This is a genomic window from Lactococcus formosensis (assembly GCF_037892375.1).
Lineage (GTDB): Bacteria > Bacillota > Bacilli > Lactobacillales > Streptococcaceae > Lactococcus > Lactococcus formosensis.
Genome location: NZ_CP141721.1, coordinates 1,435,087 through 1,458,757, shown reverse-complemented (window position 1 = coordinate 1,458,757; position 23,671 = coordinate 1,435,087). Strand labels below are relative to the sequence as shown.

Sequence of the window (23,671 nt, the reverse complement as noted above, 5' to 3'; positions counted from 1 at the left end):
ACTCTCTCCTTATTTAAGAATGATAAAATCATTAACTGAGCGTTGATCCTGACTCGGGTATACTACTTCACCTTTAAAGGCCATTTGACTTGATCCGCCGCCATCCATAACAACTGCATTTTTTAAATCTAATTCTTTAAACTTATCCATAATTTGATCGTATCCTGTACTTGTATCCGAGATAATAAGATAAAGATTATTTTGTGCATCATTGGCTATGAAAGAGTGAATCATCCAATTCACTGAACCATCATTTTTCTGTATTTGACCATCACGAATTAATACAGAGCCAAAACTGAAACTCATTTTCCCACCATTTTCAATGATTGTTGAGGCAGGGACAGAAGAGTCATAGATTTGACTGCTGCCGTCGTTATTGATAACAAAGGCGTTGTTAGCTCTCTTATCTGAACCCCAATCCTTAAAAAGTTTCCCATTGTTCATCTGAAACCCTGTGATGTGCATAGTGCTCATATTAAAGCCAGAAGCATTCATGATTAAAGCCTCAGGATATTTTTGCATCACTTCTTGCAAAGTAAAAGCTGGAGCATCAATTGAAGTTGCCGTTTTTAATACTTCAACATTGTTGGCTTTGTAAATTTTAAAGCTACCAGATGAAAGGTCAGTAAACTTGTCTCCTCCCTCTTTCGAGTTTAGTTTTATCGTGCTAGCTTCCCCTGTATCTTTGACAATATTTTCAGAAGACGTAACTGCTTCTTTCGAACTATTAGATGTAATGTATCCTTCCTCTTGATCTGTACGTTGTACACTTTGAGCTTGATCATGTAAATTTTCTTGCTTTTTAGGACCAATAAACATAAATGAAACCCATCCTACAATCAATAAAAGGACAAAGGTAATAAACCAACCTAACTTATTTCGTTTTTTCTTAATTTTCATATTTCAACTCTCTCCATATCCTCCTCTACTGCCTTTTCAGCCATAAGATCTTCAATCAACCTAAGCACACGTTCTGTTGCCTTCCCATCTCGATAGTTGTAGGTTTTCTGGAAAAAGATAGCTCTTTCTTTTTTGTAGGAAGCTCTATCTGTTGTCTGGAGTGCTTGAATGAGCTCATTTTCATTAAAAGTAACGTCTCCAGGAAATTCTTGTAGGTAATCTATTGTTAAGCCTGGTTTTTTAGAATAACTTTTAAAGTCGGGAACATAAGCAACGATAGGTTTGTCAAAGACCATCCAATCCACCGCAATTGCCGAATAATCGGTCACCAGTACATCCGTAACACAGAAAATTAAGGAGATGGGCTCTTCTTCAATAAAGAGCACATGAGGATTGCTCTCATAAGCAGAACCCGAAATCAGCGGGTGTGCTTTGTAGATGATAACGTAATCTTCACCTAAATCTTGATGTACACGTGCCAAATCAAGTTTTACCTCTTTAAAGTAAGTACTAATCCGTCCCCGAAATGTTGGCGCATAAGTGATGACTTTTTTCCCTACTAAAGCAGGGTACTTTCTAAGAAGTTGCTCTTTAGTTGCCTTGACAAAATGTTCATCGAAAATTTTATCATTATTAGGAATGCCTGTAACCATGACGTGAGACTCTGGGAGTTGAAAAGCTTGTGCATACACTCTTTTATAAAAATCTGAGTTAGCAATAGCATAATCATAGTTTTTAATTTCGTAATCTCGTTGGACACAGTTACCAAAGTTTTTTAGAGCTGCTGTGGCGTGCCAAATCTCAAGAACTTTGACCTCTTTACGATGGGGAAATTTAGAAATGACGAAGTTGTTATAATCAATAATCACCAGTTTAGAACTTTGAAGGACAAAAAGTTGCTGAATGCAAGCTAATCCGTATTGGAGTTGGCCCCAGAAAGTTGGTTGAAATTTAAAGAGCAAGGTTTTTATCTCGTACTCTTGATTTACGACCAATTCATCATGCAAAATTTTGAAATCCTTGGACAGATTTTCATGCTCAAGCGAAATGAAAGTAATCCGGTTCTGATGCACACGACAGAGAAAAGTGAACGGGTAGAAAAGCGCTAAAATAAAGGTTAACACAATGGATTTAATTTTCATTACAAACCTCGCTTATAATTTTTTCACAAACACTGCCATCATTCCACGGATTAAACTTCTTGTTAAACGCATACAGCCTTTGGTAGTCAAAACAATCATCTTTAATCATTTTTAGGAGTTCTTCTTCTGTTTTTACGGGATCATTAGGTAAATCGTCGGGCACTTTGAGATAAAAACCTCGTAATTCTTCAGCATAATGTGCAAGGTCATACATATAAAAATAAATAGGTCTTCCCAGTTGAGCATAATCAAAGAATACACTTGAATAGTCAGTAATCAGAGCATCGCTCGCTAAGTAAGCATCATTAATATCCTGATTTGGATCCATGAAAAAGATAAAATTGTTTAAATCCTGAGGTATATGGTAAGTGCTACAAATCAAGTAATGTGGTTTGAACAAAACGACATAGTCTTCTCCAAGTTCCCTTTTCCACTTGTAAAAATCGACCTTTAATTCAAAAGTATAGCCCGTATTACTATAAGAATTATCTCGCCATGTTGGAGCATAAAGAATTATTTTTTTATTTAGTGGCAAATGATACTTCTTCTTTAATTCCTCAACCCTAGCAGGATCTGGATGTATCAAACAATCAACCCGTGGATAGCCGACCTTGAGCATTTTTTGCTGCGGAAAAGCAAATGCTGTTTCAAATACATGAGCGGAAAAAGGACTAGAAGCGACAAGGTAATCCCAATGTCTACTGTCCTTATCATAGGATCTCACCATCTGTTTGTAACTCTGTTTACTTCTATAGTAAGTTGAACCATTATCAATAATATCGTGACCTAACCGCTTCAGGGGGACACCATGCCAAGTTTGTAAGTAGATTTGGTCTGACTTCTTATAATAATAAGGAGCCATTTTAGCATTAAAGACCCAATATTTTGCTTTAGAAAGATAGTAATAATATTGGAGTGAGTTAAAGTTAACCGTTTTTGCTCCTGCTATTGCTTGCTTCTTTTTGAAAGCCCAGATGAATTGATAATCAGAAAACTCTTCCGAATCTCTCATGTATTCAAACAAATAACGTGGATTATCCGAGTAGGATTTACCATTAAAAGAAGTAAACAAAACAATCTTTGAATTTGTCTTAAAAACTACACCTAAGATAAACAGAAAGGGGTACATTATTGTTCTTATAAAAATTAGTCTTAGTCTCGCTAATAAAATCAATATTGTCCCTTTCCTTACATTCTAAATTAATTTTTTACTTACTGTTTTAACTAACTGACTCATTGATAAGTTTGTTGAAAAATCTTCTGAAATTTCACCAATTACTTTGTGAAAAGTATCTGCATTTTTTACGTTACTTAAAGCTTTTAATAAAGAATTGATATCTGTTTGTTCAGTTTTTCCTAAAAGTGCTAAGCTTTTAGTCACAGACTCTTCACTTAAAGTTATTAAACTGCATACCTCAGGTAAATTTTCTACTTTAGAAAATTTTTTACCTTGAAAAATATACACACTACTATCAATTTTCAAATATAAGTCGGTTGACTTTCGATCATTGGGGTAATTATTTTGGCGATGCTTAAATAAATAATCAACTTGTTTCAATAGTTTTATTAATTTAAGCGGATTAATAACCAAGCCTAACTTTGAAAGAATCTTTTTTATATCATTCATTTATTCTTTAATATTAGAAATATACATCTTCCCTAAATCTTGTTTGATACTTGAAGATGAAGTTTTACCACGTGGGAAATACATGATTTTCAGATCAGGAAACTGTTCTTTCAAGAAGTCAAATTTCCCTTTCCAATCATCGCCCATGGCAAAAATATCCACCTCAAACATATCGATATAGAGTGCTTTGTCCTCCCAAGACTGCTCAGGTACCACAAGGTCCACATAGCGGATAGATTCCAATATATACTTACGCGTCGCATATTCCTGATAAGCTTTTTTTCCTTTTTGGGCATTGAATTCATCTGTCGAAAGCATAACGATCAGCTTATCACCAAGATTCTTGGCATTACGTAACATATCTACATGGCTTTCATGGAGAATGTCGAAGGTACCTGCGACTAAAATCTTTTTCACGTTAGACATTCCCAGCCTCCTTATAAATATTTTTAATTACCTCCATTTTATTTTTATAATTATTACTTTCAAGCAATAAGTTATTAATAAATGTTGTTTGTTCCGCAATAGTTTCAGGATAAACCTCTCCTTCTTCATCTATTGCATTATCCAACACGTCAATGATATTGATGTTCTCATTTTCCAACTGCCCATACATATCGTAATTAAACGGAATAACCGGGCTACCAATCACCATCTTTTTATATCGGAATTCTTGTTTATCTAGTTCAAGTAAATCACTCAGAAGTGAGTCTTTTCTTAATCCCTTTAAAAAATAATTATCTTGTAATAAACTTTTTCGATCTAATATAGAGATAATGGGTTCGATACTTAAAGACTTATAATCACCTAACATCGAATGATAGAACGCCCCTGTCCCGCCTTTGTTTGCACCATAAAGGACAACATCTTCTTTATTGATATCATAGCGTTCAATGACAGCTCTGATGGCACCTTGAACATCATCTTCAAAATGAGGATAATTGTCCGTGTTGATATAATGACTACCATGAGAAAGATTTAAATCCATGATTCTCATAACTATCGTGTTTTTTAAAACAACATTTTGAAGTGTTGGATAATTTTTGGTAAAGCAACGTACTCCAATGTTAGGATTATAATAATTTTTAACATCATTTCCCGAAAAAACAACAACTAAGCGTAAAGGAGCCACTAAATTTTTTCTTTTTTGATGCGGTTCTTCAACGGTATAAAACAAATCACCAAATGAAATTAAATCTTTACGTTTCCAAATTTGCGCAATTAACTTACGCTTAATAAAATAAGATTTTGTTCCTTGATGAAAATAAAACATAAAATCATTGGCCAGCAAGTCCTTGTAGAGATTATAAAAAATCTCGTTTTCTTTACTCAAGGCAATAATATTTTTTGAATTTTTCAAATCAACAATAATGCGTTCGTAGTTATAATTTCGAATTTTCTTTTTATATGTTACTCTTAAAATTTTTTCTTCATTTTTCATTAATCATAGTCCTATCTCTTTTAAAATATCATTGGCTGAGTGCATACTATCTTTATTCAACAGCTCTTTAACAATAAGCGAATTGTACTCATATTTTTCCTCTTCACCAGATAACAGAATATTTTCAACAAGTTCCTCAGTTGTATAATTCTTCCCCTTCAATTTCAGAAGTGACTCAGAATCAAAATACATTCCTATCTGATGTGTATATTCTTCAACATCTTCTTGTAAAAGAATAATTTTCTTTTGTAGATGGGCATAATCAAATACCGCTGATGAGTAATCTGATATTAAAATATCACTTAGTAAGTATAATTCCTGAATGTCAACAAGTTCATTATAGAAACAGTGGATACGTGCATCCAGATTTGAATATGCTCTCCTTAATTGTGCTTCATGTGGATGAAGTTTAACAATAATTTCGTAGTTTTCTGGGAGTTGGTTAATGACTTCTTTTAAATCAATAGAAGTTACCTCACTTCGTTCATTCTTTCTCCATGTCGGACAAAACAGAATATATTTTTTTCCTTCAATTAAGGGGCGATTAAAATATTTTAAGTGCACTTTTTTCAACTCATTTTGGTTCTCCTTATTTTTTATCAAATACCCATTTTTCGGTGCTCCCAATGATAAAACCTTTAATTTTGAGTTTTTATTAAGAAGAAAGGCTGAATTTAAGAGTTGAGTATGATAATCAGACGATGTTATGAGGTAATCCCATTTTTTCATCCTCGGAATAAAAGCATTAAGTTCTTGTTCTCTCTGTTCCTTGTTTTCTAAGTCGGAAACCATTTTTTTAATTGGGAAACCATGCCAAGTTTGGATAAAGATTTGTCCCTTGTTTTTTCCAGCCTTATCTAAGGTATTGGCACTATGAAAAACATATTTACTCTGCGTGAAAGCTTTGAGATAAGCCTTAGTACCAAGTCGTACCGCTTCAAATCCATAGCTTCTGATTGCTATATCAACAAGTTGATTAGTGGAGCTTACAAAAATTTTAGCTTCTGGATACTTTTCCGAAATTGCTAGAGCCAAGTGCTTAGGATCTCCCGAAAAATTTTTACCGTGAAATGACTCAATGAAAAAATAATCATCTTTAACTTCCAATTTGGGCTGCGTACTGCTTCCTACAGCTAAAATAGCCTTCTTTATCTGTCTTCTGATATTTTTATTTTTTAAAATGGGACCAACAATAGGATATTGTTTGATTTTTAAATAGTAACTCCTTAAATTTGATAAAATATCATCCGCTTCTATTGTATTCGTAGAAAGCTTCTTGATAATATCACTGATTTCTTTATTTGAAAGCTTAACTTCATTACTTGCTTGTGAGGTCCTCTTTGAAAACTTACTAACCTGATACAAAATATTTTGGCAGTAATCCTTCGATGGTTTTAATATCGTTTCAACATCACTTTTTATTTCTTCGTTAGTCAAAGTCGTTTGCATAACTTTAAGTAAAACATTTGCATCATGACTCAAGTCTTTATTCAACCATGAAATAGAGCTGACTTTCTCGAAGTTTTCCAAGTTAACTTTATCATCTCCTTCATAAACACAAGCCAGTTTGGATTCACTTATCGCCTCTACTATTGAATAACCCAGAGTTTCTAGGCTTGCTGTGGATAAATAAATATAATTCTCTGGTAATACATAATTAATAAAAACATGCTCTTTTAAATTATAATATTGGATAAGATTTTCATATAGTAGCTGGGCAGGTCCATCCCCCTTTATGTAAAATTTTATTTCCTTACACCCTAAATAATTAATTAAGTAATCCATCAATTTTAACGAATAAGTAATATCTTTCTGTTTTTCAAAAAAACGTGAAAAAACTACAAAGTTAGTCGTTAAGGAATTTTCCAACTTGTTCATACGTGATATATGCGCGAGACTTACTCTTTGGACAAAAACGTTATCATATCCAAATTGCTTAATAAAACCTTGTTTTATACTCTCAGTAGCAACTCTTATAGCTGAAAAATAGGGTAAATCATCTCCCAAAGCATCATCTAGATACGCTAATGGTGCATGAATTTCTCCAAGAATTTTTGCATTCGGTCTTTTAGCTCTCAGAAATTTTCCTAAAGCAAAAAAGCTTTCTCTTGTAATAATATATAAGCTTGTATCACATTCATCATAAGAGATTTTAAAAATATCATTTAAATGTTGATATTTAATATCTCTCATAAATACTTCTCGCTGCATAAGTGCTAAAACATCTACTTTGCTAAAATCCGCAAAATTATAATAAGTTATTTCATTATTGCTATCTTTGGAAAACTCATAAATAGTATTAAGATTACTTCTTGAAGTTCCGCCAATTCCAAAAATGTTTAAACCAATAATTGATATTTTCATATTTCCCTCTAAATTATTCTATTTTGTATTTATAAATAATCTGAAATTCTATCTCTAATCCTCATATGAGCATTTGCCCCAATAATTAAAATAACCAGTAATAGAACTACAAAACTCACATTATACATTCCTTTTTCCCAAAACCATGTTCTTCCAAATACCACGTCTCTAAACCCTTCAATAAGATAATAGAAAGGATTAATCAATTGCGATTGAAGTAAAAACTGAGGAATAACTTTAAAATGATCCAACGAAAAGATTACACCTGATCCATACATTAAAAACCTAAATATATAATTCAAAAAGAATTTGAAATCAGGAAATACTACTTCGATTGAAGAACATAAGAGCGACATTGCCAATGAAAAAATAATTAACATAGGGAAGTAGTATAATAATTGCAACCAATACATTGATGGATAGTAACCAGAGAACATTGCAATAATTAAGCCCATTCCTACCATGATGTACAATTCTGTTAAAAAGCCAAACATTGATGCTGTGGGCATAATACTTACAGGGAACTTCATTTTAGCAGTCGTTTTAAATTGTGTAGAAACACTCTTTGCTCCAGTTACAATAACATGCTGCATAAAAGAATACACGCCCATACCAATAAACATCCAAGAAAGTGGAGGAAGCCCATCTGGAGCGGACCGTTGCATCAGTACCCCAAATATAATATAGTTGATAGCAAGTTGTACTAAAGGATCCAAGATTTCCCATACACGTCCAAACTTATTTTGCATCGAGGTGCTCTTGGTACTGTATTTTGATAAATTAATAGCTATAGGAAAATATTTAATCTGCTCTTTAAGATAAAGAATTGCATCTTTCATTATTGAATTACCCCTTCATCTGGTTGCTCTGTTGTTGCATCTGCTGCTGTTGTTGGTAAATTTATAGTTTGACCTGGTTGGATAATATTAAAGTCAATTCCTGGATTAACCGCTTGAATTGCATCTACAGTTAAGCCTTTACTTTCAGCGATACTTCCTAGTGATTCCCCCGCTTGAATCACATATGTTGCTTCCTCTGAAGAACTTGTTGCTGTGTCAGACTCGCCTGTACTTTCAACACTTTCACTCGTGCTTGGTTCTGGAGTAGATTGAGAATCAGCCTCTTCATTTCTTGAGCTTGAAGATGCACTTGTAGAGCTCTCTATTGTCTTATTAGTTTGTTTATCTTTACGAGATACTTCTCTTGCTTTAAAAAGGTTTTGCGAGAAAAATTTTACGGGATGTTGGACTGATTTTTTCAAAGTCGTGTTGCTCAAAGACACAAGAGTAATCCAAAGAAAAGCAAGTATACAAAGTGCCACCACTATTTTTGAGAGAAAAGATAGTTTGTGATTGTCTTTCTTCTTTTTTAATCTTTGTGTCACTTCACGGCTAACACGTCGGCTTTTCGAAGAACTTTGACTAATAATTTCTTTTTTTAACTCCTCAACAGAGTAGTCAAATTGGGTTTGACGTTGTTCTTGTTTATAGGCTTCTTGTTCTTTTTTCGATAGGGATTTAAACCAGTGGACAAATTTTTCATACTCAGGAATAACTTCCTCTGGTGTTCCATATGCCTTGACTTCACCGTAATTTAGCCAAATAACACGATCGCTCCATTCTTTAACTGTGCGCATATCGTGTGAAACCATCAAGATTGTTTTCCCTTGGTCACGGAATTCAAACATCTTCTTTTTCGATTTGTCAACAAAGGTTTTATCCCCAACAGAAAGTCCTTCATCAATAATCATGATGTCTGGATCTTGATGAACCATGATAGAGAAACCTAGTTTTGCCTTCATACCAGAGGAGTATGTTTTAACTGGTTGGTCAATAAAAGGGCCAAGTTCAGAAAAATCAATAATATCCTGCATCTTGGCTTTTATTTCTTTATTTTTCATGCCGACCATCAAGCCCTTCAGACGGATATTTTCACGTCCAGAAAGATTGTTCTGCATTCCTGCATTTGCCGCAATAATTGAAACATCTCCATTTATTTCAACTTGCCCTGTAGTTTGCGCAATTTGACCACTAATAATATTGGAGAGAGTTGATTTTCCTGCACCATTCAGACCAATGACTCCGACGCACTCTCCTTCATGTATTTCAAAGCTTACATTGCGTAAAGCCCAAAAGTCTTTCTGACTTTTTTCATTTGCCCCTATTAAAGATTTTGCCTTGTTCCGTGTATCTTTCACCGGCAGCATCTCAAATTTCTTCGACAAATACTCGGCTTTTATTTTGCTCACCTTCACCTGTACTTTATTCTCCTTTAGCACTTCTATCTTCTAATTTTAAAAACATTTATTTAATCAACAGTAAAATACGTTAAAAACGTATTTTATTCGTATAACTTTTATTGGTTTTCTATCTTACCTAGAATAATTTCATCATAAGTAATATTAAATAAAGCAAGAATTCTTTCCAATGTTTCTTTAGAAATTCGAGAAGAATCTTTTTCTAAACCTTCGAGTTCATCAATAGTCAAACCCAATTTATCTGCTAGTAATTCCTTTGATAATCCTTCTTTTTCTCTCCAACCTTTTAAAGAATTATGTTGCATAAAGACCTCATTTCTTAATTTGAACATAAATTAACACATTATTTTAATTATAGTACGTTGTGAATGAATAATCAAGGCAGACCCGAACTTTTTTTCTTGATTGAGTTTGTATTTAACGCTATAATAAAGGCATGGATACTCAAGAACATCGCGCTATTATCGCAGCTAATATAAAAAAGTATCTTCAGATGAGCGGTATAAAGCAGAAAGATTTTGCTTCTAAAATCGGGATTGTTCCTTCTACTTTATCAGATTACCTTAATATGCGAAGCACCCCTTCACAAGGTGTAATTCAGAAAATGGCAGATATTTTGGGAGTTGAAAAATCTGATATTGATACCACTTATAAAAACAAGCTCTCTCTTAATCTTGATCGACTGATCGATGAAGCTCTTTTTTATAAAAAGGAAATCCTTGAAGAGAAAGATCGTAAATTTTTAAAAAGAACACTTGACGCTTATTTTCACTGCAAAAACAAAGATTAAACTATAAAAATAAAAAGCTATCTTAATCTGATAGCTTTTTATTTTTCCTTCGGATTAAATTTTCACGGCTTCTTAGTTTTTTCCATATTCTCTATTTTATTTACGAGTAGATCAATCTTTTTTTCCAAAGCCTCTATCTTTTCCAGTTGAAGTAATTCATGATTTTTTTCTTCAAGATCAATTTTTTTCGTGAAATAACTCGTAATAGTTGATGTGAGGTAACCAATTAAACCAATCCCTAAAAACATTAAAATAGCTGCGGAGACTTTTCCTAAGAATGTTTTAGGATAAAAATCTCCATACCCCACGGTTGTTGTCGTAACAATTGCCCACCAAATTGCATCACCAAAAGATATTTTTTCTGAAAGTGAAAAGATAAAACTATCCGTCATAATAATGGCGAGTGCAATGTTAGATACTTGATAAAAACTATTCGTATTTAGAAAACGGTTGGAAGAACGATTAAACTTGCCAAACATCCCAATCAAGCGGCCGACAAGAGCAAATTTCGAGAGTTGAGCAATTCCAATAAACGAAGTTAAGCCTAAAATTGAAAACAGAAAAGTAAAGGGTAAAATCGCAATCAAATCATAGATATTCATTTTAAAGAAACGCCATTTATTCTTTACGCGTTTTAAACGCCACAAATAATCCACTGTATATAAAGTAATAATGGTATTCAGAACCCAATCAAAAGGTTCTCTATTAATATCAATAAATCCTAAAAGCGCCGTCCCTATCAAAACTAAAACAATACAGGTCGATATAACAAGCAACACACCATATACTTTCCGTAATGGACTTTTTCTGGTGGTATCAATTTTAGCCAATACATTCATCTGAGATACTTATACTTTAACTCTCTACTTTGGTAGTTTTATTATTTTATATGTGCTTAAACTACCTCTGAAATTTCTAATCTACATTTTATCAAATTTTTTTCAAATTGTGATGACATAATCTAATTTATTAACTCAAGAGAGCAATTTCTACAATAACAAAGAACATTTTTAAAGGAATCAGGATTAATCTAAGCTTTTCTTTTGTGATATAATATTGTTGTTATCTATTCTCTATTTACAAAATAAGAATAGAAATCTTTATTATAAATTTTTGTATTAACGGCCATTAATGAAAGAGGACATTTTCCTCTTTTGAAATGCTCTTGTCAGGGATAGTGACCAAATATAGATAAATTACAAATTTTAGAAAGTAGTAGAAAATATATTTTGAATATTAATGATTTTGATTTTAACTTGCCAGAAGAACTTATCGCCCAAACTCCTCTTGAAAAGCGTTCTGAGTCACGCCTTTTAGTCTTGGATAAAGAGAGCCATTCTATGGAAGATAAACACTTCTATGATATTGTGGATGAGCTTAACCCAGGTGATGCACTTGTCCTCAATAATACACGTGTCCTTCCTGCACGTCTCTATGGTGTTAAGCCAGAAACTCAAGGACATGTCGAGCTCCTCCTTCTTAAGAACACTGAAGGTGATCAGTGGGAAACTTTAGCTAAACCTGCAAAACGAATGCGTATTGGTCAAGAACTTTCTTTTGGTGATGGACGTTTAAAAGCAACCGTTGTTGAAGAATTGGAACATGGCGGTCGTATTGTTGAGTTTAGTTATGATGGCATCTTCCTGGAAGTTTTAGAAAGCTTAGGCGAAATGCCACTTCCCCCTTATATCCACGAAAAACTTGAAGATCAAGAACGTTATCAAACTGTCTTTGCAAAAGAAAACGGTTCTGCAGCTGCCCCAACGGCCGGCTTACACTACACACCTGAGCTATTAGACAAGATTCGTGCTAAAGGTGTTCATGTTGTAGAACTTACCTTACATGTAGGGCTAGGTACTTTCCGACCAGTAAGCGTTGATAACATCGAAGAACATCATATGCATAGCGAATTCTATCAACTGTCTGAAGAAGCTGCTGCAACTCTTCGCGCTGTTAAAGCTTCAGGACATCGTGTGGTTGCTTGTGGTACAACTTCTATCCGCACCTTGGAGACGATTGGAACAAAATTTGATGGAGATATTCAAGCTGATTCTGGCTGGACAGATATCTTTATTAAACCTGGCTATCAATGGAAAGTAGTAGATGCTTTCAATACTAACTTCCATTTACCAAAATCTACTCTCGTGATGTTGGTCGCTGCTTTTGCGGGTCAAGAGTTTATCCTCGAAGCTTACCAACATGCAATCGACGAGCACTATCGCTTCTTTAGCTTTGGCGACGCGATGTTTGTAAAATAAATGAGCTTCCTTAATTTAGCACTCACTAAGGATTTTATTTCTGTCCTTTCAGATGGGCAAATCACCGAAAATGAACAAGCCATTCGTACATATTTTAAAAAATTTTATGTGAGCCCTAATGGCTTTTTAGTCGGAGTTACAGGTTTTCATAAAATAACTGAAGAAATTCTGGTGCAATTCCATTACCAACCACATCTCACACCCTTAGAAGCTCAGGAATTTCTTCTCAGTGCTTTGCTTCGCTATAAAGACAAGCGCTCCACCCTAACTAAAAAAGTAGCTTACAATGCTGTGATTGCCTTTTTTGACAATGGCCAACCTCAAGCGAGAACCTATCACATAGAAGACGGGATGCTCTCAACAAAGAACTATACTGGCTCCAGTTTAATTTCCTTTCCTCCTGATGATATTGACTTTGACCCTAATAAACTGATCAGCAAGCATCTGAAAAATGGGCAATCACTGCTCCCTACGATACAGTTACTACAGCGTAATGTCCTTTACCGGATTGCGGAAAACTCAAAGACCGTTAATAAAACAGTCTTCCAAGAAGTAATAAAAAAAGAGACTTCCAGTTGAGTCTCTTTTTTATTTTACCCATATCCAAGGTATAATATGCCAAATAAAGCCTAACAATATTGAAAACATGATAATAAATAAGACATAGACAAAATATTCCATACCTTCTTCTACTTTTTTCCATAGTTTTTTCATTTTCTATTTGTCCCTAATCATTCGTTTGAGTTTAGATAAATCCCTGATCTGTAGACAATTCTAACCGGCGATATTCTCTTGGGAAAAATTGACGTAAGTCATCCATGTTATAACCCACTTGAACTTTATTATCATCTAGAACTATCGGTAATCGAAGAAGATATGCATTTCGAGATAAGTATTCTAAACCTTCATCTAGATTCATTTCTAGAAGCATTTCTAAACTGTTTTGTGTCTGTGGATTACTCATGCTCGACCGTTTGGTAATTGTTTCGAGACCTCCATCCATATAGGACAATATTTTCTGCAAGTCCTGCTTAGAAATTTCACCAATTCTTTTCGAGTCTACATTTATTTTATACTTTTCAAACCATGACATTGCTTTTTGGCTAGAGCCACATCCTTGCCTATAGTAAAACTTGATCATACTTTCCTCCTGTGTTCTTTAATAAGAAAATAGGAAGCGACCTATTCTTCTGTACAATGAGACTTTTCCGATAATATTGAATTATTTTATTTCCCATAATAAAAATTATATATTAATTCTACTAGAAAATAAGACAAAGCTGGGTGAATACAAAGCCCTCTTCTTTACCTAAAAAACCTTCCAAATTTTTGGAAGGTTTTTATAAATTTTTATTTGGAAAAGTAAGGATTCGTTTTGAAAAGAATATCAAGGAGCGCAACTCCAACTGCCGCAACAATCACCGCCTTGATAATTGCTCCCAAAATAAATGGTGCAAAGCCAATACCAAAAGCTGTGCCCCAAGGAACGGCGATAAAGAATTTCAACCACACTGTACCTAATACAAGGATTAAAAACTGAGCTAGAAGATTTGTCAATAAAATAGAGAAAAATTTACGTTCAGTCTTCTGTAAAAAGTACGAAAGGAGAGGTGCTACGAGTACAAAGGAGAATAAAAATCCGCCTGTTGGACCAAATAAAGCGCCAATCCCTGATGCTCCTCCTGCATAAACGGGCAAACCAACTGCTCCTAAAACGAGGTAAATCAGTAATGCAAAAAAGCTCTCACGAGGCTGCAATAGCGTTGCGATAAGCCCGATAGCTAAAGTTTGAAGTGTTATGGGTACAATCCCCACAGGTATAGCCAAAGGAGAAAGTACTGCAATAATCGCGGCCCCTAAAGCGATCAGAGTAATAGAATATGTTTTAGAAATTTTCATAAAAATGTCCTTTTTGTTTTATAGATAAAATTATATCAACTTTTATAAAAGAATACAATCTTAAACTTTATGTCTTATTAAAAAAACAGCCTTTTCAGCTGTTTTTTAATTTAATATTCATCCATCATGTCCATAAAATCATCAAATAAATAACTTGCATCATGTGGACCAGGTGCTGCATCTGGGTGAAATTGAACCGAAAAGGCTGGGTAACGCTTATGACGTACTCCTTCAATGGACGCATCATTTATTTCTACATGCGTAACCAAAAGGTCTTCTGGTAGATCATCTGCGGATACAGCATAACCATGGTTTTGGCTAGTAAAATCAATTCGACCTGTTGCAATTTCTCTGACAGCGTGGTTAAAGCCGCGATGGCCGAACTTCATTTTATAGGTTGTTGCACCATTTGCTAGACTAAAGAGTTGGTGTCCTAAGCAAATTCCAAAAATCGGAACTTTACCTTGAATCTGTTGAATCATTGTTACAGCTTGTGGTACATCTGTCGGGTCCCCAGGTCCATTAGTGAGCATGACGCCATCTGGGTTCATTTCTAAAATTTCTTCCGCAGTCGTATTGTGGGGTACAACTGTAATATCACAATGTCTCTTTGATAATTCACGTAGAATTGAATGCTTGAGTCCAAAGTCAACGACAACTACTTTTCTTCCCGTATTTGGGGAAGAGTATGCTGTTAAAGTGCTGCTTTTTTCCACTTGATTATTAGGTAAAACAGTCGCTTTAAGTTGACTCATTTGGTGCTCTATTTCATCTTTAGCATTAACCAAAGCTGCCTTCATCGTGCCATGTTGACGAATAATTTTTGTAAGAGCACGAGTGTCAATGCCTGAAATCCCAGGAATATTTTTAGCCTCCAAGAATTCATCCAGTGACATTTGCATACGCCAGTTTGATGGGCGGCGTGCTGCTTCACTCACGACAACTGCCTTGCAGCTTGGGTGAATCGATTCGTAGTCGTCTCGGTTAACTCCGTAGTTTCCAACCAATGGATAAGTAAAGGTCAAGATTTGTCCATTATAAGATTGGTCGGTGATAGATTCTTGATAGCCCGTCATTCCGGTACTAAAAACAAGCTCTCCCGTGATATCTGTATTGGCACCAATTGCTTGCCCTTCAAAAATGGTCCCATCTTCTAATATTAAAAGTCGCTTCATAGATTCCTCCAATAATTCTTCGCTTAGTCGCGTAATACTGCTTCTAAAATAGCCATACGGGTGTAAACACCGTTGGTCATTTGTTGAACGATACGACTTTTCGCACATTCTACTAAGCTATCTGCAATTTCAACATCACGGTTTACTGGCGCAGGGTGCATAATAATAGCTGTATCACGCAGCTTTTCTGCACGATCTATGGTTAAACCATAGCGTTCATGGTAATCTTCTTTAGAAATAATATCTCCTGCTGTATGGCGCTCATACTGAACACGTAGTAACATATGAACATCAAGTTCTGGCAAGATATCGTCCAGATGCGCATAACTACCATAAGCTCCGAATTCTTCTTCCTTGTACCATTTTTCAGGTCCCGTGAAGTAGATTTGAGCACCTAATTTATGAAGCATCATCATATTAGACTTAGCTACACGAGAGTGTGTCAGATCGCCTGAGATGGCAATTTTTAAACCTTCAAATTTTCCAAACTCTTCGTAAATCGTCATCAAATCCAGCAGACATTGGCTTGGATGTTGTCCACTGCCATCACCACCATTTACAATGGCACAATGGATATTATCTGAATTAATCAACTGATCGTAGTAATGCTCCTCAGAAGAGCGAATCACACAAACTTCAACGCCAAGTGCGTCTAAAGTTAAAATTGTATCATACAGTGTCTCACCTTTGCTCAACGCACTTGTTCCAACATCAAACTCAAGCACATCTAAGCCCAGTTTACGTTCAGCGATATGGAAAGAGTTATGTGTCCGTGTGCTGTTTTCAAAGAAGAGATTAGAAGTAAAAATTTGACGATCATTTTCAAATTTTGCTGTTCCCTTTTTAAACTCTGAAGCACGTTTGATCAAAGCCATAACTTCTTCTGTTGACAAAACTTCCATGCTTGTTAAATGTGGCAAGCTAACTAAACCATTTGTTACTGACATTATAGGTCTCCTTTACCCTAATCATGCTCTCTCTGTAGCATGATTTTTTTAAATGTTTATGAACGACTGTGATTTGTCTATTAAGAACAAACCCTTATATTAAGCTTCCTCCGGTAAAACCAGATTAAGCACAATACCAATAATTGTTGCAATAGCTACAGATGAAATTTGTAGATTTTGCGTGATATCAAGAACCATACCTCCGATACCAATAACCAGTACGACACTTGAAATTAACAAGTTACGTTTGATGTCAAAATTGATTTTATTTTCAACAATAATTTTCAAACCACTTGCAGCGATAACCCCGAAGAGGGCGATGGAAGCTCCACCGATAACTGGACTTGGGATGGAAGTCAGCAAAGCTGTCAATTTCCCAATGAAGCTGACTACTACCGCAAGAACAGCGGCACCGGCGATAACATAAATCGAATGTATCTTCGTAATAGCCATAACACCGATGTTTTCACCATATGAAGTTACTGGTGGCGCACCAATAAATGAAGCAATAACTTGTGCTACCCCATCACCTGCTAAAGTACGGTCAAGTCCTGGTTCTTTAAAATAATCCTTGCCTGTCAAGGAATTCAAAACCATAATATGTCCAAAGTGCTCTGTCATTGTGACAAAGGCGATAGGTGCCATTGTCAAGATTGCAGACGGATAAAAGGCCCATTTATAACTTAGGAATGGTATTTCCATTGTAGGAAGCGAGAGCCAACTTGCTTGAGAAACATTTGAAAAGTCAACAATGCTTTGACCAGTTACTTTACCAATGATGATAGCTGCGATATATCCGGTAACAATTCCGAGCAAGATAGGGACCACAGATAGGAAGCCTTTACCATATATACTGAAAATAACGATTGCCATGACAGTAATCATAGAAATAGCTAAGAATGGCAAACTATATCCTGTCATTGCTCCTGGATTAGTATACATGGAGTCATTGATGGCTACAGGCGCCAAGGAAAGACCGATGACCATAACGATTGGACCCACAACGATAGGTGGTAAAACTCGGTCAATCCAGCCTTGTCCAGCAAAGCGAACGATAATGGCTACCAACAGGTAAACTAAACCACCTGTCAAAGCGCCTTGAGCAATTGCTGGCATCCCACCTTGCTTCATCAGAAGCTGCATTGCTCCAATGTAGGCAAAACTCGAACCCATATAGGCTGGGACCTTAAAACGTGTGACCGACATGTGTGCTAAAGTTCCTAAACCAGAACTAAGCAGGGCAATCGCAGGATCTATACCCACAAGGATTGGCACTAAAACTGTTGATCCAAACATGGCAAAAAGATGCTGGAAAGAAAGGCCAAACCATTGACCACCTTTCGGTTTCTCGTCAACTTTTAAAAGAATATCTGTATTGCTGGACACGATTAAGCCTCTTCTTTCTTGATTAAGATGCTATCTTCACCATCAACTTCTGACATGTTAACGATAATTTCTTCACCTTGGGATGTGGGGATATTTTTTCCAACGTAGTCCGCACGAATTGGCAATTCACGATGGCCACGATCCACTAAGACTGCTAGCTGAACACGCGCAGGGCGCCCACGATCAACCAATCCATCAATTGCTGCACGAATCGTACGACCGGTGTAAAGTACATCGTCTACTAAGACAATATCTTTACCGGTAATGTCAACGTTAATTTCTGTTGTATCTTCTGTCGCTTTCTTATCATCACGGAATGGACGTGTATCAAGTTCACCTAAAGGCATATCGATATTTTCCAATTGGGCCAAGCGTTCTTGGATTCGTTGTGCCAAATATACACCACGTGTTTTAATTCCGATAAGAACAAGTTTATCCAATTCTTTGTTTCGTTCAATAATTTCATAAGTAATACGTGTAATTGCACGTTTCATTGTGATTTCATCAATGATTTCTTTTTTTGCCATAAAACTCTCCAATATAGAAAAATTCCCTAGTCCAAGGGCTAGGGAAGGTATCAGAAAATACTCTATAATATACTTTAATTAAGTTCATTCAAGATTCTGACCTTGCCTGCCTCTCTGGACACACTTAAAGGTTATAGTGATTATAGCAAATCCTTGATTTTTTTGCAAGAATTTACGACAGGTTCCCCTTTTAAAAATAAAATTATTATCAATATACAGAATATTTCCATACTTCGAGTAAATATTTTTGACAAATTAAAAACATTAATATATTCTTGTACATAAGCTAAAAAACATTTTAACCCAGTAGGAAATAGTTTTCTTGTTCAGAAAGTCGGTGGTTGCTGCGAACCGATCAGAACTATTTGTTGAATTACACTAAAATGAGCTGAGAAAAAATAATAATTGAAATTATAAAGAAAAACACTCGCTGTTTTAAAAATAAGGTGGTACCGTGGAGAAATTCACCCTTAGCTTCTTAAGCTGAGGGTGATTTTTTTATTTCAAAAGGAGGAAAGATATGAGCTCACAGAACATAAGTTATTTATCCTGTGGAGGAATTATCCGATATTGTTTAACAAAGGTTCATAAACAATTACAAAACACAAGTTAATCTACAAGGAAAAATCTATGAAAAAAATAAAACAACCCAGCATGATAGAAGCCTGTCTCATGCTTACTTTAGTCATCGCAACAATTGCCATTTCCGTAATTGGCTTTAAGATTGCACCAAACATTGCTATTTTATTTGCTATCGGTATTGTCATGATTTACATGTCTGTGAAACGTATGCCCTTTGATGCGATTCATGATGGCATTATCTCTGGAATAAAACCTGGCATCATCCCAATATTTATCTTTATTTTAGTGGGCTCCTTAATCGCTGTATGGATTCAAGCTGGAATCATACCTACTCTGATGGTTCTTGGCTTTAATATTATCAGTGTCAAATGGTTTGTACCTTCAGTCTTCATTGTCTGTGCGATTGTAGGGAGTGCCGTAGGAAGTGCCTTTACTGTGATGTCAACTATCGGTATTGCTTTCTTTGGTATCGGCGCAACGCTCGGACTCAATCCAGCGCTCATCGTAGGGGCGATTGTCTCTGGTGCTGTTTTTGGAGATAAAATGTCTCCACTTTCAGAATCAACAAACCTTACTGCTGCCGTTGTTGATGCGGATTTATTTAAGCACATCAAAAATCTCATGTGGTCAACACTTCCAGCATTTGTGGTTTCCTTAGTCTTATTTGCCATTTTAGGTGTCAGCAATCAAGCAACTAGCTTAGATAAGATTGCTGAAGTCACAAAAGTTCTACATGCTCACTTTTCGATTTCTGGCTGGGCCTTCATTCCTATCCTCCTCATGTTTGTCTGTGCGTGGAAAAAAATCCCTGCTATCCTCACTATTCTTTTGAATATTGGTATTGCTTTAGTGATGATATTTATTCAGAATCCACATACAAAAATTACTGACCTCGGTTTATTGATTGATTCTGGTTTTAAATCAGCAACAGGAAATCAAGAAATTGACCTCCTACTTTCACGTGGCGGAATCGAAAGCATGATGCCAACAGTATCACTCATCATTCTTACCTTATCTCTTGGCGGGCTCCTCATGAAAACGGGGCTTGTTTCAACAGTCATGGACCGTGTCGCACATAAACTTGCCTCACCAAAGAGCTTAATCACAACGACCTTATTTACCAGTATTGGGGTCAATATCTTTATTGGTAAGCAATTCCTTTCCGTAATTCTTCCTGGTAACGCCTTTAAAGAAGTCTACAAAAAAGCCAATCTTGACCCCGTTGTCTTGGGACGTACGCTTGAGGATGGCGGAACAGTCATCAACTACCTTATTCCTTGGGGAATTGCAGGGAGTTTCGTTGCCAGTACTTTCGGCGTACCAACTCTGACTTACTTACCTTTTGTCTTCTTTAGTTTGTTCTCCCCTGTCTTTTCTCTTATCAGCGCTTTTACTGGCCTTGGGGTTAAAAAGATTTCCAGTATCAAAAATAAAGATGTCGTTTCTAAAACACAAAGTTTGTAAGAAAAAAGCCATTAGAAGTTCTCTAATGGCTTTTTCCTTATACAAACACATTTAATATAAGTGCACCAACTAATCCAACAATGGCAATTAATGTTTCTAAAAGCGACCAGGTCAGTAAGGTTTCTTTCACTGTGAGATTAAAATATTCTTTAAACATCCAGAATCCTGCATCATTGACATGACTGAAGAAAAGTGATCCTGCACCTGTAGCAATAACTAACAAAGCTGGATTTGTACCTGTGGCTGCCATTAGAGGTAAAACGAGTCCAGCTGCAGTTAAAGCGGCCACTGTAGCAGAACCTAAAGCCAAACGTAAAACAACAGCGATTAGCCAAGCTAAAATCAATGGTGACAGACTGCTGCCTTGGAAGATTTGAGCAACTGAGTCGCCCACTCCACCATCAATAAGGACTTGTTTAAAGGCTCCACCACCACCAATAATCAAGAGCATCATAGCAATTTGTTTAATAGAAGCTTCAGCTGATGACATTAAACGCTTCATTGGAATCTTCCGGAAAACACCCATTGTAAAGATAGCAATAAGTAGTGAAAGTAGCATTGCTACATCCGGGCTACCAATAAAAGCAACTATATTATCTAGAGCACTTGGATTTTTTGGTGTTTTGCCTCCATGTGCAATCATCACATATAAAGTAGAAATGGCCATCAGAAGTACAGGCATAAGTGAGGTAAGCGTTGCTGACAAGAAAGAGGGCGTTTCTTCAAGTCTGAACTCTTTATATTCTCCAACTGTTGACAAATTGCCTTTTCTTGAGAAGGCATCTGGGACCATCTTTTTCGCAAATTTTGTAAAGAGAGGACCCGCGATGAGAACTGTAGGCACTGCAATAATAAAACCATAAAGAAGAACTAATCCCATATTTGCCCCGTAAACACCTGCAATGGCTGTAGGGCCAGGGTGAGGTGGGAGGAATCCATGAGCCACAGATAGGGCTGCAACCATTGGAATACCCAAATAGAGGATCGGAATAGCGAGTTCTGCAGCAATAGCAAAGATAATCGGAATCAAAAGAACCATACCGACTTCAAAGAAAAGCGCGATTCCAATGATAAAGGAAGCTAAAACAACAGCAAGCTGAATCCTCTTATTCCCAAATTTGTCAATCAAGGTGTGCGCAATTCGATAAGCACCACCGGCATCTGAAACCAACCGACCAAGCATGGCTCCAAACCCAAAGATAATTCCTAAGTGTCCGAGCTGCCCACCAATACCTGTTTCAATAGAAGCTGGAATCTTTGCTAAATCAATCCCAAGAAGCATCGCAACAATAAAGGAAACAATAACTAGGGAGACAAAAGTATTCAACTTGGCTTTCCCAATCAAGAAAAGCAAGATCAATACTCCGACCAAAACGATAAGTAAATCCATAAAAATCTCCTAACTTTTATTTGCGCTGATAGTCAGCAATAGCCTTATAGCTTTCTTCAAAGCTACGGGCCAGTTGTACAAAAATGATTGATAATTCTCTATAAGCTTTAAAATTCTTGCTGTTAGGCTTGTAGGTTGCATTAGAACCAATCATTTGCTCAACAACACCCAAATCATCAATAAGTCCTAAGGCTTTTTCTGCCATTACCACAGCTGCTAAACAGCCTGCTTCTTTGCTTTCTGGCACATTAATTGGTTGTTCAAAAATATCAGCTAAGATTTGTGTCCATAACTCTGAACTAACAAATCCGCCTGTTGCTTGGATTTGTTTTAAATCCCCTGTCACCTCAATCAAACTCAAAGCCACCATGTAAAGATTGAACATCACTCCTTCTAAAACGGCGCGGGCCATATGATCACGATTATGCCCATGGTTTAAGCCAAAGAAGGATCCTCTGGCATTAGCATCCCAAAGAGGGGCACGTTCTCCGCCCAGATAAGGATGGAAAATCAGTCCTTCTGCTCCTGCCTCTATCTGAGCGGCAATCTCAGTAATTTCGTCAAAGCTTAATTCTTCATCGAAAATTTGATCTCTCACCCAACGGAAAACATCACCACCAGAGTTAACTGGACCTCCGACTACCCAATGTTCCTTATCTAAAGCATAGGTAAATGTCCGTGCTTTAGCATCAACACGTGGCTTGTCTGTTACCACACGAATCGCTCCTGAAGTCCCAATAGTAATTGCAGCTACTCCCGGTTTAATGGCGTTAACACCAAGGTTAGAAAGTGGACCATCTCCTGCCCCCCAGACAAACTTAGTTGTTTCAGGAATGCCCATCTTCTTGGCGAACTCTGAAGGCATTCCCTCCTCAATCTCATAAGGTTCAACGACTTGCGGAAGTTGCTGTTGAGATACTTTCACAAGTTCTAGAACTTCCTTGTCCCAGTTCAACTCATGAATATTAAAAATGCCTGTTCCAGTTGCGACCGACAAGTCCATCTTGTTCGTTTTGAAGAGACGATAGAAAATATAACCCTTCAAGTCGAGATAGTGCGCTGCATTTTCAAAAATTTCTGGACGTTCACTTGCCAGCCACAAGAGTTTTGAAAGTGGGGCCATCGGATGAATCGGTGTTCCTGTTCGTTGATAAATTTCGAAACCCTGTCCTGAAGACTTTAGTTCATCTGTAAAAGCAACTGCTCGTGTATCTGCCCAAGTAATTACCCTTGTCAAAGGTTGCCACTCATGGTCAAAAGCAATGAGAGAATGCAATTGTGTACTGAAAGATACAGCTAAGAGCTCATCATCCTCTTCTAGATGAATTGAGACTTCACGAATAGTAATCAAAACAGCTTCGAAAATGTCTTCTAGGGATTCTTCTGCCATTCCTGTCGAATCGCGATGAAGTTTGTAGCCATGACTGCTGCTTGCCACGATTTCTCCATCTTTCTTAAAGAGTACTGCCTTGGTTGCAGTCGTCCCTAAGTCAAGACCAATCAAATATTCCATTTTTTCTCC

23 protein-coding genes are annotated in these 23,671 nt (G+C 36.3%); 4 read left to right on the top strand and 19 right to left on the bottom strand.

Annotated elements, in window-relative coordinates:
• Positions 1-9 precede the first annotated feature (9 nt).
• The 10 genes from VNN39_RS07100 to VNN39_RS07055 all read right to left on the bottom strand — a co-directional run bounded on the left by VNN39_RS07100 (position 10) and on the right by VNN39_RS07055 (position 10,036).
• On the bottom strand, positions 10-900 hold the full coding sequence (locus VNN39_RS07100) for a phosphodiester glycosidase family protein (protein ID WP_253008372.1): 891 nt from the start codon (positions 898-900) through the stop codon (positions 10-12).
• Positions 897-2,042, bottom strand: a complete 1,146-nt coding sequence (locus VNN39_RS07095; RefSeq protein ID WP_270265138.1) for a CDP-glycerol glycerophosphotransferase family protein — start codon at positions 2,040-2,042, stop codon at positions 897-899. Before VNN39_RS07095 ends, VNN39_RS07100 begins: the two co-directional genes overlap by 4 nt.
• Positions 2,032-3,216, bottom strand: a complete 1,185-nt coding sequence (locus tag VNN39_RS07090) for a CDP-glycerol glycerophosphotransferase family protein (RefSeq protein WP_338997243.1) — start codon at positions 3,214-3,216, stop codon at positions 2,032-2,034. The genes VNN39_RS07095 and VNN39_RS07090 overlap by 11 nt, the downstream gene beginning before the upstream one ends.
• 21 nt (positions 3,217-3,237) lie before the next feature.
• Positions 3,238-3,669, bottom strand: a complete 432-nt coding sequence (locus VNN39_RS07085; RefSeq protein WP_017369164.1) for a hypothetical protein — start codon at positions 3,667-3,669, stop codon at positions 3,238-3,240.
• Positions 3,670-4,095 (bottom strand): glycerol-3-phosphate cytidylyltransferase, encoded by a 426-nt coding sequence (gene tagD, locus VNN39_RS07080; RefSeq protein WP_285012244.1) that lies wholly within the window; start codon positions 4,093-4,095, stop codon positions 3,670-3,672.
• A complete protein-coding gene (locus tag VNN39_RS07075) occupies positions 4,088-5,110 on the bottom strand; it encodes an XcbB/CpsF family capsular polysaccharide biosynthesis protein (protein ID WP_338997239.1) in 1,023 nt (340 codons plus the stop codon). The genes tagD and VNN39_RS07075 overlap by 8 nt, the downstream gene beginning before the upstream one ends.
• 3 nt (positions 5,111-5,113) lie before the next feature.
• Entirely contained in the window at positions 5,114-7,474 is a 2,361-nt protein-coding gene (locus tag VNN39_RS07070; protein ID WP_338997238.1) for a CDP-glycerol glycerophosphotransferase family protein, read from the bottom strand.
• Positions 7,475-7,503: 29 nt separating this feature from the next.
• The gene (locus VNN39_RS07065; RefSeq protein WP_338997236.1) at positions 7,504-8,313 is read right to left on the bottom strand and encodes an ABC transporter permease; all 810 of its coding nucleotides are present in this window, start codon (positions 8,311-8,313) and stop codon (positions 7,504-7,506) included.
• Positions 8,313-9,728 (bottom strand): ATP-binding cassette domain-containing protein, encoded by a 1,416-nt coding sequence (locus tag VNN39_RS07060; RefSeq protein ID WP_338997235.1) that lies wholly within the window; start codon positions 9,726-9,728, stop codon positions 8,313-8,315. The genes VNN39_RS07065 and VNN39_RS07060 overlap by 1 nt, the downstream gene beginning before the upstream one ends.
• Positions 9,729-9,829: 101 nt before the next feature.
• On the bottom strand, positions 9,830-10,036 hold the full coding sequence (locus tag VNN39_RS07055; RefSeq protein WP_017369171.1) for a helix-turn-helix domain-containing protein: 207 nt from the start codon (positions 10,034-10,036) through the stop codon (positions 9,830-9,832).
• A gap of 131 nt (positions 10,037-10,167) precedes the next feature.
• On the opposite strand from VNN39_RS07055, the gene VNN39_RS07050 reads away from it, so the two are divergent.
• On the top strand, positions 10,168-10,521 hold the full coding sequence (locus VNN39_RS07050; RefSeq protein WP_338997234.1) for a helix-turn-helix transcriptional regulator: 354 nt from the start codon (positions 10,168-10,170) through the stop codon (positions 10,519-10,521).
• Between the two features lie 62 nt (positions 10,522-10,583).
• On the opposite strand, the gene VNN39_RS07045 is transcribed toward VNN39_RS07050, so the two are convergent.
• Positions 10,584-11,360, bottom strand: a complete 777-nt coding sequence (locus tag VNN39_RS07045) for a potassium channel family protein (protein ID WP_017369173.1) — start codon at positions 11,358-11,360, stop codon at positions 10,584-10,586.
• Between the two features lie 390 nt (positions 11,361-11,750).
• On the opposite strand from VNN39_RS07045, the gene queA reads away from it, so the two are divergent.
• Both queA and VNN39_RS07035 read left to right on the top strand, forming a co-directional pair.
• Positions 11,751-12,779, top strand: a complete 1,029-nt coding sequence (gene queA, locus VNN39_RS07040; RefSeq protein ID WP_213481756.1) for a tRNA preQ1(34) S-adenosylmethionine ribosyltransferase-isomerase QueA — start codon at positions 11,751-11,753, stop codon at positions 12,777-12,779.
• Positions 12,780-13,358 (top strand): hypothetical protein, encoded by a 579-nt coding sequence (locus VNN39_RS07035; RefSeq protein WP_338997231.1) that lies wholly within the window; start codon positions 12,780-12,782, stop codon positions 13,356-13,358.
• Positions 13,359-13,524: 166 nt separating this feature from the next.
• On the opposite strand, the gene VNN39_RS07030 is transcribed toward VNN39_RS07035, so the two are convergent.
• The 6 genes from VNN39_RS07030 to pyrR form a co-directional block, all read right to left on the bottom strand.
• The gene (locus VNN39_RS07030) at positions 13,525-13,920 is read right to left on the bottom strand and encodes an ArsC/Spx/MgsR family protein (protein ID WP_338997229.1); all 396 of its coding nucleotides are present in this window, start codon (positions 13,918-13,920) and stop codon (positions 13,525-13,527) included.
• A gap of 209 nt (positions 13,921-14,129) precedes the next feature.
• A complete protein-coding gene (locus tag VNN39_RS07025) occupies positions 14,130-14,678 on the bottom strand; it encodes a biotin transporter BioY (protein WP_165711508.1) in 549 nt (182 codons plus the stop codon).
• A gap of 110 nt (positions 14,679-14,788) precedes the next feature.
• The gene (locus VNN39_RS07020; protein ID WP_046400990.1) at positions 14,789-15,853 is read right to left on the bottom strand and encodes a carbamoyl phosphate synthase small subunit; all 1,065 of its coding nucleotides are present in this window, start codon (positions 15,851-15,853) and stop codon (positions 14,789-14,791) included.
• 23 nt (positions 15,854-15,876) lie between these two features.
• Positions 15,877-16,800, bottom strand: a complete 924-nt coding sequence (locus VNN39_RS07015) for an aspartate carbamoyltransferase catalytic subunit (RefSeq protein ID WP_338997227.1) — start codon at positions 16,798-16,800, stop codon at positions 15,877-15,879.
• Positions 16,801-16,899: 99 nt separating this feature from the next.
• On the bottom strand, positions 16,900-18,186 hold the full coding sequence (locus VNN39_RS07010; RefSeq protein ID WP_017369180.1) for a uracil-xanthine permease family protein: 1,287 nt from the start codon (positions 18,184-18,186) through the stop codon (positions 16,900-16,902).
• Between the two features lie 2 nt (positions 18,187-18,188).
• Entirely contained in the window at positions 18,189-18,713 is a 525-nt protein-coding gene (gene pyrR / locus VNN39_RS07005) for a bifunctional pyr operon transcriptional regulator/uracil phosphoribosyltransferase PyrR (RefSeq protein WP_004256286.1), read from the bottom strand.
• Positions 18,714-19,343: 630 nt separating this feature from the next.
• On the opposite strand from pyrR, the gene nhaC reads away from it, so the two are divergent.
• Positions 19,344-20,759, top strand: a complete 1,416-nt coding sequence (nhaC, locus tag VNN39_RS07000; protein ID WP_339006991.1) for a Na+/H+ antiporter NhaC — start codon at positions 19,344-19,346, stop codon at positions 20,757-20,759.
• A gap of 37 nt (positions 20,760-20,796) precedes the next feature.
• Here nhaC and VNN39_RS06995 read toward each other — a convergent pair whose 3' ends face one another.
• Positions 20,797-22,149 carry a gluconate:H+ symporter gene (locus VNN39_RS06995; RefSeq protein ID WP_279364461.1) on the bottom strand — a complete coding sequence of 451 codons (1,353 nt, stop codon included), beginning with the start codon at positions 22,147-22,149 and terminating at the stop codon, positions 20,797-20,799.
• Positions 22,150-22,165: 16 nt separating this feature from the next.
• Positions 22,166-23,662 (bottom strand): gluconokinase, encoded by a 1,497-nt coding sequence (gntK, locus tag VNN39_RS06990; protein WP_338997222.1) that lies wholly within the window; start codon positions 23,660-23,662, stop codon positions 22,166-22,168.
• Between the last annotated feature and the right edge of the window lie 9 nt (positions 23,663-23,671).

Bases quoted from the DNA above. Each gene is read 5' to 3' on its own strand.
- VNN39_RS07100 (WP_253008372.1), bottom strand. From the start codon at position 900: ATGAAAATTAAGAAAAAACGAAATAAGTTAGGTTGGTTTATTACCTTT.
- VNN39_RS07065 (WP_338997236.1), bottom strand. From the start codon at position 8,313: ATGAAAGATGCAATTCTTTATCTTAAAGAGCAGATTAAATATTTTCCT.
- VNN39_RS07020 (WP_046400990.1), bottom strand. From the start codon at position 15,853: ATGAAGCGACTTTTAATATTAGAAGATGGGACCATTTTTGAAGGGCAA.
- VNN39_RS07025 (WP_165711508.1), bottom strand. From the start codon at position 14,678: ATGAAAATTTCTAAAACATATTCTATTACTCTGATCGCTTTAGGGGCC.
- VNN39_RS06995 (WP_279364461.1), bottom strand. From the start codon at position 22,149: ATGGATTTACTTATCGTTTTGGTCGGAGTATTGATCTTGCTTTTCTTG.
- VNN39_RS07030 (WP_338997229.1), bottom strand. From the start codon at position 13,920: ATGATCAAGTTTTACTATAGGCAAGGATGTGGCTCTAGCCAAAAAGCA.
- VNN39_RS07070 (WP_338997238.1), bottom strand. From the start codon at position 7,474: ATGAAAATATCAATTATTGGTTTAAACATTTTTGGAATTGGCGGAACT.
- nhaC (WP_339006991.1), top strand. From the start codon at position 19,344: ATGAAAAAAATAAAACAACCCAGCATGATAGAAGCCTGTCTCATGCTT.
- VNN39_RS07075 (WP_338997239.1), bottom strand. From the start codon at position 5,110: ATGAAAAATGAAGAAAAAATTTTAAGAGTAACATATAAAAAGAAAATT.
- VNN39_RS07050 (WP_338997234.1), top strand. From the start codon at position 10,168: ATGGATACTCAAGAACATCGCGCTATTATCGCAGCTAATATAAAAAAG.
- VNN39_RS07095 (WP_270265138.1), bottom strand. From the start codon at position 2,042: ATGAAAATTAAATCCATTGTGTTAACCTTTATTTTAGCGCTTTTCTAC.
- gntK (WP_338997222.1), bottom strand. From the start codon at position 23,662: ATGGAATATTTGATTGGTCTTGACTTAGGGACGACTGCAACCAAGGCA.
- VNN39_RS07055 (WP_017369171.1), bottom strand. From the start codon at position 10,036: ATGCAACATAATTCTTTAAAAGGTTGGAGAGAAAAAGAAGGATTATCA.
- tagD (WP_285012244.1), bottom strand. From the start codon at position 4,095: ATGTCTAACGTGAAAAAGATTTTAGTCGCAGGTACCTTCGACATTCTC.
- VNN39_RS07045 (WP_017369173.1), bottom strand. From the start codon at position 11,360: ATGAATGTATTGGCTAAAATTGATACCACCAGAAAAAGTCCATTACGG.
- VNN39_RS07015 (WP_338997227.1), bottom strand. From the start codon at position 16,800: ATGTCAGTAACAAATGGTTTAGTTAGCTTGCCACATTTAACAAGCATG.
- pyrR (WP_004256286.1), bottom strand. From the start codon at position 18,713: ATGGCAAAAAAAGAAATCATTGATGAAATCACAATGAAACGTGCAATT.
- VNN39_RS07035 (WP_338997231.1), top strand. From the start codon at position 12,780: ATGAGCTTCCTTAATTTAGCACTCACTAAGGATTTTATTTCTGTCCTT.
- VNN39_RS07085 (WP_017369164.1), bottom strand. From the start codon at position 3,669: ATGAATGATATAAAAAAGATTCTTTCAAAGTTAGGCTTGGTTATTAAT.